At 47.7% G+C, this 13,687-nt stretch carries 11 protein-coding genes, 1 pseudogene and 1 riboswitch; of the genes and pseudogenes, 1 reads left to right on the top strand and 11 read right to left on the bottom strand.

From position 1 onward, the window contains the following. Positions 1 to 67: 67 nt before the first annotated feature. A riboswitch (cyclic di-GMP riboswitch) is annotated at positions 68 to 155 on the bottom strand. 599 nt (positions 156 to 754) lie between these two features. The 4 genes from E1757_RS28765 to E1757_RS28750 all read right to left on the bottom strand — a co-directional run bounded on the left by E1757_RS28765 (position 755) and on the right by E1757_RS28750 (position 3,311). Next, positions 755 to 1,285: an SET domain-containing protein gene (locus E1757_RS28765; RefSeq protein WP_133234736.1), complete on the bottom strand. Its 531-nt coding sequence runs from the start codon at positions 1,283 to 1,285 to the stop codon at positions 755 to 757. 39 nt (positions 1,286 to 1,324) lie between these two features. Then, positions 1,325 to 1,852 (bottom strand): RNA polymerase subunit sigma, encoded by a 528-nt coding sequence (locus E1757_RS28760; RefSeq protein WP_246079618.1) that lies wholly within the window; start codon positions 1,850 to 1,852, stop codon positions 1,325 to 1,327. 115 nt (positions 1,853 to 1,967) lie between these two features. Then, positions 1,968 to 2,285, bottom strand: coding sequence for a cupin domain-containing protein (locus E1757_RS28755; protein WP_133234734.1), 318 nt, complete (start codon positions 2,283 to 2,285; stop codon positions 1,968 to 1,970). Positions 2,286 to 2,366: 81 nt separating this feature from the next. Beyond that, on the bottom strand, positions 2,367 to 3,311 hold the full coding sequence (locus E1757_RS28750) for a helix-turn-helix transcriptional regulator (RefSeq protein WP_133234732.1): 945 nt from the start codon (positions 3,309 to 3,311) through the stop codon (positions 2,367 to 2,369). A 109-nt stretch (positions 3,312 to 3,420) separates the two neighbouring features. Here E1757_RS28750 and E1757_RS28745 point away from each other — a divergent pair, with 109 nt between their 5' ends. Beyond that, complete coding sequence (locus tag E1757_RS28745; protein WP_133234730.1) at positions 3,421 to 4,611, top strand: MFS transporter; 1,191 nt, start codon at positions 3,421 to 3,423, stop codon at positions 4,609 to 4,611. 130 nt (positions 4,612 to 4,741) lie between these two features. Here E1757_RS28745 and E1757_RS28740 read toward each other — a convergent pair. From E1757_RS28740 to E1757_RS28710, 7 genes and pseudogenes are all read right to left on the bottom strand, one after another. Further along, positions 4,742 to 5,098, bottom strand: a pseudogene (locus E1757_RS28740) (thioredoxin family protein); the annotation flags it as partial. Beyond that, positions 5,056 to 5,433 carry a MerR family transcriptional regulator gene (locus E1757_RS28735; protein WP_133234726.1) on the bottom strand — a complete coding sequence of 126 codons (378 nt, stop codon included), beginning with the start codon at positions 5,431 to 5,433 and terminating at the stop codon, positions 5,056 to 5,058. The pseudogene E1757_RS28740 and the gene E1757_RS28735, both read right to left, overlap by 43 nt. A 180-nt stretch (positions 5,434 to 5,613) precedes the next feature. Further along, positions 5,614 to 7,059, bottom strand: coding sequence for a sulfatase family protein (locus E1757_RS28730; protein WP_246079617.1), 1,446 nt, complete (start codon positions 7,057 to 7,059; stop codon positions 5,614 to 5,616). 65 nt (positions 7,060 to 7,124) lie between these two features. Beyond that, on the bottom strand, positions 7,125 to 8,786 hold the full coding sequence (locus tag E1757_RS28725; protein WP_133234724.1) for an ABC transporter substrate-binding protein: 1,662 nt from the start codon (positions 8,784 to 8,786) through the stop codon (positions 7,125 to 7,127). Between the two features lie 17 nt (positions 8,787 to 8,803). Beyond that, a complete protein-coding gene (locus E1757_RS28720; protein WP_133234722.1) occupies positions 8,804 to 9,700 on the bottom strand; it encodes a carbohydrate ABC transporter permease in 897 nt (298 codons plus the stop codon). A 15-nt stretch (positions 9,701 to 9,715) separates the two neighbouring features. Continuing rightward, positions 9,716 to 10,411: an ABC transporter permease gene (locus E1757_RS28715; RefSeq protein ID WP_342774608.1), complete on the bottom strand. Its 696-nt coding sequence runs from the start codon at positions 10,409 to 10,411 to the stop codon at positions 9,716 to 9,718. Positions 10,412 to 10,772: 361 nt separating this feature from the next. Continuing rightward, positions 10,773 to 13,073 (bottom strand): helix-turn-helix domain-containing protein, encoded by a 2,301-nt coding sequence (locus tag E1757_RS28710; protein ID WP_133234718.1) that lies wholly within the window; start codon positions 13,071 to 13,073, stop codon positions 10,773 to 10,775. Positions 13,074 to 13,687: the final 614 nt, after the last annotated feature.

Genomic DNA, 13,687 nt, shown 5'->3' with positions numbered 1-13,687 from the left:
TCCCTCCCTAGCTGTTCGGTAGAAACAAAAAAGTCCACCCGAATAAGGAGATGGACTCTCTTATTTACTCGGTAACCTGACGTCCGTAGCATCCTTCGATGCCTTAGGCCATGGCTTTGCGTCCCAACGTTTCCATAGGTTTGCGTTTAACAAGCAAGTATTCAATTTTCATCAGGCGCAACTTTACTTCTTACGACACCATTATGACAGTATGGGATAAAAAGTGCTGTAATTTTTTTGTAAATATTTGTATGATAGGGAATTCGTCCCAGTCTGTGACTTTCGCCTCGCTGGCCAATGATTCAACAAAATCAAGGGCACATTTAGGACCAGGCACGCATTTACAGTGCAATAATTATTAATTAAATATACCGTCGGTCAAAAGACGTCAGAAACACCCTCCTTTCTGTATAATACCTTATATGATAAATTTTTCCATTCGATTTTGTTAATTATAATACAAAAAAAACAGTTGAGAAATAGTCCGTCGGTCTGAAAGCAATGCCGAGCTTTGTTGCGCGGCAGCGGATATAAGGCGATTTATAGGCAATTAATGCATAAGTCCTAAGAGTCGGTTCGGTCGTTTCCGGGAAGTTTTTTACCTGAAAAAACAAAAAAATCCTTGAAACACAAGGATTCTTTTGCAACAGATTTTACTTAACTACGTTGGGTTAAATCCGGGTCGGATTTACTGGTTCTGTGATCTCAGGGTGTTACCCCGAAGGTTTTCTTGTAGCATACCGCCATAATGCGGTTAATCCCCTTTGAGCTTGCGTATACGTCCATTTATGAAAGGTGCAAAGTGTCCCATATATTGTTCCTGCACATCTGATTTTTTCCAATCATCCCCGCTCACAATATTCCTGCAGAGCGGCGAGCCACAATGACATTCCATATACCAATCCGAGCCACCTGTTTGAAGGGCATAATCGATCGTTACTTCTTCCCCCTCGGCAATGTCTCGTCTAGCTTCCACAGTAACTTCATCAAGCATCCAGGTATTAGAATTACAGCAGTGATTCATCGATCCGTCCATTTCTTCCGGTGGTACAGACAGGTCGACAAGATGGGTATCCTCGCCAATCTGAACCGCATTCCATCTCGAAACCGTTTTGATATATGCCTGAAATTCATCGTCGTTGAAAACTGTTCCACCAATAATGCAAATGATTTCCCCTTTCCGGATAGGTTCAGAAGCAAACATACCTTTTCCTTGAATGGTTGATTGCAAAATAGCCAAACGTGGATCGTACCAAGTGGTTTCATCATATGTACGCTTTTTCATTTTTTGCTCCCTTCCTTCAACCTCATTTTCTAATTTTAGTTATTGAATAGGCAGAAAAGAAACTTTCCAAATACCATCATCATCTCTAATCATTTTAAAGCCAGACTTATGTTTTTCGTCCTCGCTTGTCTGATACTCAATATATCCTTCAAAATCGCTTGTTTGTATGAATTTTCCTTTTTCAATATTATTAAATGTTTTGAGGATTTGTTCGCTAGTGCCCCTGTCGGAATTAGGAACTTTCTCATCCTCTTCTTTTGTCCATTGTACATGCCCTTTTTTATCCGTGAATAGTGCATAAACAACATCATTTTTACTGTCTAAGCTTGCTTGAACATATAGCTTGGCAATACTAATTGGTTCCAACCCGCTTAGGTGATGTTTCTTTAAGTCTTTTTGAAAGTTATTATACACTTCTTGTTCTTTGGCGGATAGCTTAAATTCGTGTAATGACTTGGGAGTTGATATTTGACTTGGTACAGGTTCTACTGACCTTTTTTCCTTGTTAAAACAACCTGTTAGTGCCATAAACATTACAACCAACAATAAAGCGACTTTCATTTGCATTCCATAACCGCTCCTTCAACCACGCTAGTTTCCCGCTTGTCTCTTCTAAGTTATTGATGTATTGATTCACTCGATAGTTTCCAATCAGATCCGGTAACCGAGCCTTTTGGCCAGCTTAGCCAATATTCCAAAACTGATGCACCTGCCTGGGCTGGATCGTTATTTCCTCCCCTGTCTCGAGAATAATTTCCTGACCATCCACAAGAAAACGCATCCGCCCCTCTTTTATCTTAAAGGTTTCTTTCAGTTCCGGATGCCAATGGGGTCCGTTAATCGCTCCTTTCCTTGTTATCCGGTGCTCAATAGTAATAAATTCCTCCTGCCCGTCCAGTCCGTTCTCCAAAAAAGTGACAGAACTGCCATCCGGGTGGACAAGCATCGTGTCGATTTCGACTTTATTATCCTCACTTACGGGTTTCGATTTATTTACCATTTCGATCTCCCTATTTCATCCAAAGTCTTGCAAATCCCTTACAATCGTGCGCTTTGAAACGCCGAATTCGTCGGCTTGGACCTATTGGTATCGGGCCAGCAATTCGGAGAGTCTTCTCCGAATCGCATCCTTCAATTCCGCCGGTTCCTTCAGAACAGCCTCGTCTCCCAGTCCGATGAAAAACTCCGTATAAAAAGGAATGTCGCCGCGGGACACGTCCGCATCGATCGCGCCGCTTCCGTCTTCACGCACATGCATCATTGGAGCAAGCCACAGCTCGGCTTCGCAACGCTGGACGCCGGATCGGCTCAGCTCCGCGCGAAGGCGAACCGGCTCCCTCGGCTCTGCAGCCTCCCTCCTGCTGAGACGAACGTCGCCCAGATCAAGCGGCTCAGTGCCGGACTCGTCATACGCCGCCTCCCGAATCCGGTCGCACCGAAACACGCGGAACCCCTGACGCAGGAAACAATAGGCCGTACAATACCAGAAACCGTTGTTCGCGTAAATGCAGACCGGTTGAATCCGGCGGCTGTCCATCCCCTCCTCCTTCGACTCGTATTCGACGACGAGCACTTTCCGGCGGACGGCCGCATCGAGAAGTATGGCTAAACAGGGAGCATCGCCACGCCTTGTCGGCGTAATGAAGTCAACCCGGTCCTTCATACCGTCGATCCGGTCCCGGACGTCTCCAGGCATATGAAGGTAGAACTTGCTCAGCGCCGAGGCGGATTCCGCTTCAAACGGCAGCGAGGAGTAATGGCGCAGGGCATGCACGGCAAAAAACATCGCCACGGCCTCTTCCTCCGTGAATGCGATTGGAGGCAGCACCCTCTCTCTTAACACCTGATAGCCCCCATGCGGACCTACTTCCGAGTAGAGCGGCACCCCCAGCTCGCTCAGCTCCTGCAAATCCCTTAGAATCGTGCGCGTTGAGACGCCGAATTCGTCGGCAAGCTCCTGGACCTTGAAACGCCGCTTCCGGTTGACGGTCATCATCAGCTCCATCAATCTTTTGGACTTGGGCATCCCGAGCAGCCCCCTTTTTATACAAAAATGAGTTTATGACTAAATTTGTCACCATTATACCTTAAGATAGAAAACGCAAGCAATATTAAGTCATTAGGAGTGATTGACCATGCGTAAATATACCGCCTTGTTTTTCTTTATCATGTTTATGATCGGAACCGATACGTTCCTCATCTCGCCCTTGCTCCCAACGCTTCAGACGCAATTCGGCGTTTCGACGGGGATCGCCGGGTGGATGATTGGCGCCTACACGCTGGGCTCGGCCGTATTCGCCTTGATCGCCGGGCCTTTATCCGACGGCTGGAACCGCAGAACCGTTCTGCTGAGCGGCTTGCTCGGATTCTCCGTCTCAACGATTCTGTGCGGCTTTGCGGACAGCTTCTGGACGATGTGCCTGTTCCGCCTCCTTGCCGGCATCAGCGCGGCGTTCACGGCCCCCCAGGTGTGGGCTTCCATCCCGGCTGTCATGCCTGCTACCAGCGTACCGAAGACGATGGGGATCGCCTTTTCGGGGCTGGCCGCTTCTCAAGCTCTCGGCGTGCCAATCGGAAGCTGGCTCGCGACCGCCCATTGGTCCGTACCGTTCTGGACGATTGGGGCCGCTTCGTTGCTGCTCGCCGCCGTCGCCTTCCACTCGCTGCCCCACATGAAGCCTGGCGCGAACAAGGGAGGGCGGACGACGATCCTTCTCCGGTATGTGCCGCTGGTGACGAGCGGCAAAGCAATGAGCGGCTTCATCGCCTACCTGCTCCTTCACCTGGGAAGCGGTACCGCATTCGCCTTTGCCGGCAAGTGGATGTTCGATCGCTTCGGCATTCCAATCGGACAAATCGGCATGGTGATGATGTTCCTCGGATTCGGCAGTTTGCTAGGAAGCACGGTTAGCGCTTATTCAGCTCGAAAACTAGGCCATGTGAGAGCGGTCGCGGCAGGAATGGCTCTGCTCATGGCGTTATACGCGATTATGCCTAATCTGTCGAGCCTCTCTGCCGTGACGATCGTCTATCTGATTATTTTCGCGACGCTCGGAATTATTTTCCCGATTGTCATGGGGGCGCTCACCTCGCTGAACGCCTCCATCCGGGGAACGATCTCCAGCTTGGCCAACTCAACGATGAACGGCGCTAACACGCTCGGCGCATGGATAGCCGGCCTGCTCTATGTCCAGTTCGGCGGATATTCGTCGATCGGTATTTTCTCAACGGTCTGCCTGGCGCTTTCGCTCGGGACGTTCCTGTTCGGCGGCGTCTTTGAGAGGAAAGGGATGCGCACAGACCAAGAATCGGCATCCGCTTCTTAAGCCAACCGTCCTTAGGGGACAAGCGTGTTTATCAAAGTTGTACGAAGCAAAAGTATAAAATCTTATACTTCAATTGAACTGAAAAAGCGGAATCCAGTTTTAATATGGATTCCGCTTTTTCAGTTCGTCGTTAAGAATACTTGGCCAGTACGTTTTCATACACGCTTTTAGGACGCAAACCGATCAGCTTTTCGACCGGTTCCCCGTTATGGAATACGATTACGGTAGGCATCGACATGACGCCGAATTGGCTTGCCGTAGCAGGTGATTCATCGCAATCCACCTTGAGAATGCGAAGCTTTTCCCCGTGCTGTTCGGACAGCTCGTCCAGAATAGGCAGCAAGACTTTGCAGGGAGGGCACCACGAAGCTCCGAATTCCACCAGCGTCGCTCCTTCTTTACGAATTTGCGTCGCAAAATTCACATCGTTCACCGCTGTTACGCTCATTTTTGTTCCTCCTGACCGGAATGGGCTCTCTCGAGCAGTATGGAGTCGATGCGGTCTATCAAGTTCCGTCGGATACCGGTGAGCAAATGAATTTGCTCGTCGATCTCCTTAAGCTTCTCCTGGTATATTGGCAGCACTTCCTCGCAGAAGGCTTCCTTGTTCTTGAGGACACATTGCAGGATTCCCGCAATTTCTTCCGTCGACAGCCCGAGATTCAAATACAATCGGATCGTCCGCACCTGATCTTCAGCAAACGGAGAATATTCCCGGTATCCGTTATCCTGCCGCAGCGGTGCAAGCAGACCCTGTTGTTCATAATAACGAAGCGAGCGAATGCTGACCCCCGTCCGCTCCGCCAATTCCCCGATTTTCAACCGACATCCCCTCCTTTCTGCCCGAGATGATTCCATTTTATACCCTGACATTAATGTTAGTGTCAAGTGAAACAAAATAGTTGCGCCTGAACTCGCCATGCACCACTTGTCGGGATGCGTTCTCGAGCGAGCCCCCTGATCTGTGCAATTTAGTACCAAGTATCATAGTCGTAGCAATCTTTACCAAACGGCCAGACGCTCCGGTAAAGGATCTACCGTTTCCGCCATACGGTCACATAAGCGTTCGTACATTTCCAGTTTTACTGCCGACAAGTTTGGATCGTTCCACAAGTTGTGAATCTCATCCGGATCCTGCTGCAAATCGTACAGCTCCCCTTCATTGCGCTTATGATAGGATACCAGCTTATAGCGTTCCGTTCTCACCATCGTTGCAAAACCGCCGATTCCGTTTTGTTTGGAACTCGCATTATAGTGCTCGCAATAGACGTCCTCCCGATGCTTTTCACTCCTCTCCGCTCCTGTGAGCAGCGGCCAGAGCGATTTCCCTTGCATGCCCGGATGAATGTTCAAGCCGGCTGCTTCCATCAGTGTGGGAGCAAGATCGACCAGCTCTACCAGCTCCCGATTCCTCCGGTTCGGGGAAAATCGGGCCGGATTGGAAATAATCAACGGTACATGGACGGAAGGCTCATAGAAGAAAGCCCCTTTCAAATACACGCCGTGATCCCCCAAGAGTTCTCCATGATCGGACATAAAGATAATGATCGTGTTGTCCAGTTGGGCTGTGCGTTCCAATGCGTCTATCATTCGGCCCACCTGCTCATCAATTAAATCAATCATGGCCCAATAAGCCGCGCGCACCATCCGGTTATCCTGATCTGTCATTGTAGAGAAAGGATACAGCCTGGAATCTCCGTAAGCTCCATTATGGTCATAGCGTTGAAAGTAAGATTTGGAATCCAGCTCACCCGGCGTGAAATTCGGAAGCGGAATATCATCCAGACGGTCCAGGTAACGCTGCAAATGAGTCTGCGGGGGATTGAATGGATGGTGCGGGTCGAACATATTAACCGAAAAAAACCATGGGCTGGTATAACGCTCATTAGCTTCAATGAACCCAATCGCTTTCTCTGCGCACCAGGTCGTCTGATGGTCCTCTGCATCCGGTCCGATCTGTACATAACGACTGCCTTCGATCGGAAGCGGACGATAGGCTTTTCCTTTCGCACGCAGCCACTGGATATATTCATTTGTTGGCCAATCATCTTCCGGATGGTGAGACCAATGGAACTGGGAATATCCATCCTCGATGCGTCTTTCTGTCGCGGTAGTCACCTTCGGATTGCAAGCGGAAAGATGCAGCTTGCCTGATAATCCGCCTGTGTATCCGGCATCCGACAGCAGACGGGTTACCAATAATTCATCCTTGGGTATATTCTGCCCGTTTTGCCGGCAGCGGGTTGTACGAGGGTAACGCCCGGTCAAGAAGCTCGCGCGACTGGGTGTACAAACGGTCGCCTGACAGAAAGCGTTTTCGAACAAGACGCCGTTTTTCGCCAGTTTATCGATATTAGGGGTTTTAACGAATGAATTTCCGTAGCAGCCCATCGTATCGAACCGCTGTTGGTCCGTACAAATCCAAAGTATATTCGGTTTTTCCATCATTTTTTCCAACCTCCGCTTCTTATATTAAAGCCCATGCCAGTTAGCACGGGCTTGAGGTGAATTTCTTATTTCTTGTACTGCGCTTTGTAAGCCTCATTGTATATTTCCAAATACCGTTTCAAGTTCATACTGTCCAACGTTTTGATATATTTCTCCCAGTCTTTGTCGATGGAGGCGTCTCCGATAATAAAGCGGGTGGACATTTCCTTCACATAATCTTTAATCGTTTTCTGCAAGTCGCTTAATTCGGTTGATTGCGCTTCATTGAAGAAAATCGGAGGTACGGACTGGTTTTGCTTTGTTTTATAAGGCTCATAGTTTTTCGTAGTTTCCTCGTACAGCACCCGCGGCACCTCGGTCGGACCCGCGGCCAGCCCTTCGAACATTTCCCGGGTGAAATGATAGAACGTCGTTTGCATCCAGTTATTATTTTGCACGGTCCCGAAAGGCAGGGAACGGATCCATTTGGCCGGCTGGCCGTTTAACCCGAGCTCTCCTTTCTCCGGTTTCTTCCAACCGATTCCTTCGCTTCCTATATTTCCGCGCATTCCGATCTCCTGATTGTACAGTGCATCCGCCCAACGAAACGCGGCTTCCGGATTTTTCGCTTTGTTGGTGATGAGGAACCCGCCGCCGTTAAACGCATAGTAACGATAAGGCGATTGCTGAAGACCATCCGGCCCTTTTAGAGGCGGTACCGTCTTGTAATCCAGCCATCTGGTGCCCGCGATATTGGAGAACACTTGCGGAATAATCGAAGAAATAACGCCGACTTTCGGTTCGCCCTTCTCAACCATTGCTTTCAGCTGCTCGTTATTTTGTGTGAACGATTCGGACGCAATCAATCCCTGAGCGTAAAGTTTGTTCAAATATTGAAGGCCTTGCTTGTATCCCGGTTTATTGATAATAACGTCGATATTTCCCTTGTCGTCAAAAATTAGCTGGTCGGGGAGCTCATTTAAAATAAATGAGTTCATAATAAAACTGTCCACGCCGGTCAATGGGTCCTGAATCCCCCCGGCCATCGGAATTTCATCCGCTTTTCCGTTGCCGTTCGGGTCCATCTCCTTAAACGCCTTTAAAACCTTTTCCAAATCATCTGTCGTTTTGGGCATTTCTAAATTCAGCTTTTTCAGCCAAGGCGTATAAATCCACATTTTTTGCGGCAGCATGGCGTGCGGGTTGCGGTCAACGCCGCTTAGGGAATAAATATTGCCGTCGGGAGCGGTTGTCGCTTTTTTGATTTCCGGGTACATTTCATACAATTTCTTCGTTTCTATTCCATAGCTGTCAATCAGCTTGTTAAGCGGCAGAAAAACGCCCTGCTGTCCGTAAACCATTTGCTGCGCGGGAGATACGCCGAAGCCGACAATGACGTCCGGCAGATCGCCGCTCGACAAAATCACATTCAGCTTCTCCTGCTTATCCTGCGGTGTCGCAAATTGCCATTCCACTTTAATATTTGTTTTTTCTTCGTACCATTTGGTGAACTCATTGGTTGTATAATCTTCCACATAGGGGCTTTTCACCGCAAGTACTTTCAATGTCGTCTTTTCCTTCGTAATCGGGAACGTGCCTGCATCTTGAACAGCTGCATTGCCGTTATCTCCGCTGGCGGCCTGGCCGCTTTTACCTGCTTGAGCGCCTCCGTCAGTACCGTTCTGACAGCCGGTCGCGAGTAATAAGGCGGCAAATGTGACCGACATCCCTTTTTTCATCTGTTTCATATGGACCCTCCTCGATATTATCCTTTCAATGCACCGATCATAACGCCTTTTACAAAATAACGTTGGACGAATGGATAGACCGCCATAAGCGGAATCGTTGCTACGACAATCAGCGAATATTTCAACAATTCGGAAAGCCCGGCGAGCTCAGCCGCCTGCTTGGAGTCTGCAATCATATCCATGCTGGCTTGACTGCGGATCAAAATTTCCCGGAGCACCAGCTGCAGCGGGTAGAGCCCGGGATCTTTCAAATAAAGGAGTGCATTAAAATATTGATTCCAATGCTCTACCCCGTACAATAACGAGATGACAGCCACAATCGGTCCGGAGAGCGGGAGCACCACTTTCCACAAAAATTTGAAGTCGTTGCAGCCGTCCATTTGCGCCGCTTCCAGCAGTTCATCCGGTATCGTCGCGTTAAAATAAGTCCGGGTAATAATCATGTTCCAGATGCTAAGCGCACTGGGCAATAGGAGCGCCCATGGCGTATTCAGTAATCCCAGGCTTTTGACAAGCAAATAATTCGGGATCAGCCCGCCGCCAAAAAACATCGTGAACGCAAACAAAGCCATGACCCCGTTACGCCCCGCCAAATCTTTTCGTGAAAGAGGATACGCCGCCAGGACCGTCACCAAAACATTGATGGTGGTACCTGCAACAGTGTAAAATACGGACATTCCGAACGAATGCAGCACGGAGCGGTCACGAAACACTGCCTCATATCCTTCCAGGCTGAAATTTACCGGCCAAAGCAGAACTTGCCCCGCTGAAACCGCTTCCTTGGAACTGAAGGAAGAGCTGACAATAAAAACGATCGGATACAGCACGACTATAAAAACAAGGGTCATCATTGCATAATTTATATAATTAAAGAGCCTGTCTCCGCTTGACTCCTTCAAAGCAGCCGATTCCATTGCTATTCCTCCCGGTTACCAAAGACTGGACTGGCCTAATTTTTTAGAGATTTGGTTCACTGTCATCACGAGTGCGAAAGCGATAACATTTTTAAACAGCCCGATGGCGGAAGCATAAGAGAAATTAGGAACCATGGATTTGAGTCCGATATTGTATACATACGTATCGATGATTTCCGACGTCCGCACATTCAACGGGTTTTGCAGCAGCAGCACCTTTTCAAAACCGAGATCAAAGATGCGTCCAAAATTCAGAATGAGCAAAATCGTCGCCATGGGCATAATGCCCGGCAAATCGATATGCCATACTCTTCGCAGCTTGGACGCGCCGTCCATTTTGGCTGCTTCATGGAGCGCAGGATCAATGCCGGACAGAGCAGCGAGATAAATAATACAAGCAAACCCGGTATGCTGCCACACATCCGACCAAACGTACACGCTTTTGAACAAAGCGGGATTTCCCATAATATTGACCGGCTCTAATCCGAGCCCTTGCGCCAGGGCGGATAAAGGGCCGGAGCGCGGCGATAAAAATTGCAGAATCAAACCGACCATAACGACGACGGAAATAAAGTGCGGCGCGTAAGTCACCATTTGGACTGCTTTTTTAAACCGGATATGCTTCATGTGATTCAAGCCAAGTGCCAAAATAATAGGAAACGGGAATGTGGCAATGAGATGATACAAGCTGAGCAGCAGCGTGTTTTGCATGATCCGCCAGAAATCATACGATTGAAAAAACCGAATAAAGTGCTTGAAACCTACCCAAGAGCTCCCCCATATGCCTTTACTGACTGAAAAATCCTTAAATGCAATTTGAGCCCCATACATAGGGGTGTACCGGAACACGATCAGATATACAAGCGGAACAATAAGCAGGACGTAAAGCTGCCATCCTCGAAGCGCACGTCTTAAGAAGCTGGAATTGTACGTGTGAACCTCCTCCTAAATGGAATGTACCCGGCCGCGGTCAATTCGGATTATACGGCAGGTCTTAAGATCGCGTAAACAGGAAGAACCTGCTGATGGTGCAATTCTTACGATCGGCCTCTGTGCAATTTTTGCAGACTCTTCAATTCTTGAGTTTTCCCTTCTCAGCTTCGCGGAAAGCCATAGCACTGACCCCTATCACCCGTTTAAAGGCTCGTCCGAATGTATTCGCCGAGCCGTACCCGACGCGTGCGGCGATCTCCCCTACCGGCATGTGCGTTTCGAGAAGAAGCGCTTTCGATTGCTCAATTCTCCGGCTCTCCAAGTAATCGGAAAAATTAATTCCGGTGCTTTCTTTGAAATATTTGGACAAATAAGTCTCGGACACGCTGAACCGTTCTGCGAGCATGGCCAGGCAGAGACCCATATCGGAATACCGGGAATCGATGAAGCCGAGAATGTCCTGAAACCATTGCTGCTGCTTGGCGCTTCTTTGTGAGAATACGTTTTTGCACATCGTCAATAATGAATGTTTCAAGCTGACATAGTGTTTCTCTATGTTTTCGATGGTATCGGTAAAAGCGTATAGCTCCGCTGCATTTTCGAAACCGCCTTGATTACCGGTATCCTCATAAACTTTTAGTACAGTACCCAAAAAATCAAACAAAAACACTTTTAAAACCATCACAGGCAAATCCCTGTCGATAAAATTTTGTTGATGCAGGTCATCAAGCAGCCCGGCCAGATCTCCTTCATTGCCCGCCCGGACCATATTAATGAGCCGAAGCTCCATGTTTTCCGGATAATAATAGCTGTTATTGCTTTTCTGTATATCCTTGAACCATATAATCCGGTTATGGCGGCCTTTAATAAGCGCTTGCTGCGCTTCCATAAACGATCTCGAGATATCCATCCATTGCGTATATGGATTACCGGCAGATATGAGAGTCACCATGCCGAGTTGACGATAAATATGCTGCTGAATATCATTCAGTTTGATGCTGCTTTCCGCATAGATGTCCGCTGCACCGGTAGAGTTGAAGACATATAACAGGGCGATCTTATCTTCCTCCACATCATGCAGAAAAACATCCTTCGGCATAAGAGCGGACACGGTTTCGTGGATCAGGAACTTTTTCTGGGTTACATGCTCGATTTCACTTGGAAGGAACTCCTGAATACTCGCCGGAAAAGTCAGAACGGCAACCAGGTAGGAGCCGCCTTTTAATTCCAGTCTGACATGCTGCATAACCGCCTCAATCTCGCTGCCGGAACGGAACTGCCCTCTAAGCAGCCGTTCGAAAAACGAGGCTCGCAAAAAGGGAAGTTGATGCTCCATTTTCATTTTTAACTCCTGGTTCGTTTCGATAATCGATAAAATTGTGCTGTTCATTGTGCGGAACATGTTGCTGCCCGTATGAAACGGCTCGGCAGGTAATTTGGAAAGCGTCTGTACGATAGCTTGTACCGGCTTGCTGTTGCGGTATGCTGCATAACTGGCTATAACGGCACCTACGAATAAAAAGACAAAGAAAATAAAAAAGGTCGTCTTCTTAATATAATGAATCTTGTTCAGCACGAAATTGGACGGCTGCGCGGCAACATACGTCCATCCGTTATATTCCGAAGTTACATAGGTAATGATTAGTTCCTCTTCGCCAATCTTTTGTTTGACCACCCCGTTTTTATCCGGCAGATCGACATGGTGCAGCGCCAGCTTCGCATCTTGTCCAGTAACGCTCGTAATGATGTTGCCCTGCCTATCCGCGATATAAGCCCAACCGCCGGAAATATTTAAGCCGTCAAACAGTTTTATAATTTCCCGATTGTCGATTAACACCATAACTGTCGCATTCGAATAGTTGGAGTAACCAAAGGAATGCAAATAAGTGATGACCGGATGACTGTTTCCTTTTAACAAAATATGATTGGCAGGAAGCACTTGTCGATAATAATACGATCCGAGCAACGATTGAATATAATCTCCCTTCTCATATATATAGCGAACATAATCGGAAAAATCTTCGATTGGCGAATTAAATTCATTGTTGAGTACGAGTCCGCTGTTCTTGAAAAAGATGTAATAATCCATCATCAATCCATTATCGGTATAGTACTCCTTCAGTCGATTCTGGGCTTCGATGAGTCTGTATAAATCGGCACTGTTGTAGGGGTTGGAGATAAGCTGCAGCAGGGTCACTTTAGAATCGTTAGTGATCCGCCGTATGAATGCATCAACCGACTCCCATCGTTTATCGAGCACGCTCATACCCTGCTTCAGCAAAACCTGGTTCGAGTATTTAACCTCCTCTTCCAATACGGAGGACGTCCGATCGTAGATCACAATTCCGACCACAAGTGACATGATTAAGATGACAAAAAATGGCAGAGCATATGTGGCCAGTATGTAACGATTCGTTGTGGTGTTCGTCCCACGGTTCATTGAAAGTTTCGCCCCTTTTTTAAAAACGCTTTCACATTGGTCTTTTTATATAAATCGGTCAATCACATTGTGATTTTGCAATATTCTATTCATATATTATATTTAAAACTTGAATAAATGGAAATGCTATTGCTTCCTGCATACTGTCAGAGCAGCACCACTTGTCGGGATGCAATCAAAATAAGAATGAAATAAGAAAACCTCTATCGAGGCCTATCCAAGATGAGCGACCGCGATTTAAAGGTAGGTTTTCTGATATGAACGAGGTCTGTCAAGAGCGTCTCTTGAAGCTCCCCGTTTTTTTGAATTTTGAGCAAAAAGTAACTCTTTGTGATGCTTTACATGGAGGGGCGGGTATGATAGGCTCATTGGCCTATGGCGATGAAGTGAACAACGTAATCGCTCTCTCGCCAGGATGTCATACCCGCAGAGGCTCCATGTCAAGCATTACAAAGTTCCGCTTAAAGGCTGAGCGTGAAGGCAAAAATCTTTTCGACGTTGAGCATTCTGATATACGTGGGTTGGTTACACACATTTTATCTCTCCGTCTGAGGAGTCTCCAACGAACTTGGTAGCGCGCGTTCCGTGCTCGCACTTTAGCGCAAAGAAAAGAC

This window comes from Paenibacillus piri, from assembly GCF_004354045.1.
GTDB lineage: Bacteria > Bacillota > Bacilli > Paenibacillales > NBRC-103111 > Paenibacillus_S > Paenibacillus_S piri.
Note: the sequence above shows the minus strand (reverse complement) of the source record. Positions and strands in the feature narration are given on the sequence as shown.

Bases quoted from the DNA above. Each gene is read 5' to 3' on its own strand.
- E1757_RS28725 (WP_133234724.1), bottom strand. From the start codon at position 8,786: ATGAAACAGATGAAAAAAGGGATGTCGGTCACATTTGCCGCCTTATTA.
- E1757_RS28755 (WP_133234734.1), bottom strand. From the start codon at position 2,285: ATGGTAAATAAATCGAAACCCGTAAGTGAGGATAATAAAGTCGAAATC.
- E1757_RS28765 (WP_133234736.1), bottom strand. From the start codon at position 1,285: ATGAAAAAGCGTACATATGATGAAACCACTTGGTACGATCCACGTTTG.
- E1757_RS28730 (WP_246079617.1), bottom strand. From the start codon at position 7,059: ATGATGGAAAAACCGAATATACTTTGGATTTGTACGGACCAACAGCGG.
- E1757_RS28745 (WP_133234730.1), top strand. From the start codon at position 3,421: ATGCGTAAATATACCGCCTTGTTTTTCTTTATCATGTTTATGATCGGA.
- E1757_RS28710 (WP_133234718.1), bottom strand. From the start codon at position 13,073: ATGAACCGTGGGACGAACACCACAACGAATCGTTACATACTGGCCACA.
- E1757_RS28750 (WP_133234732.1), bottom strand. From the start codon at position 3,311: ATGCCCAAGTCCAAAAGATTGATGGAGCTGATGATGACCGTCAACCGG.
- E1757_RS28720 (WP_133234722.1), bottom strand. From the start codon at position 9,700: ATGGAATCGGCTGCTTTGAAGGAGTCAAGCGGAGACAGGCTCTTTAAT.
- E1757_RS28715 (WP_342774608.1), bottom strand. From the start codon at position 10,411: ATGCAAAACACGCTGCTGCTCAGCTTGTATCATCTCATTGCCACATTC.
- E1757_RS28760 (WP_246079618.1), bottom strand. From the start codon at position 1,852: ATGCAAATGAAAGTCGCTTTATTGTTGGTTGTAATGTTTATGGCACTA.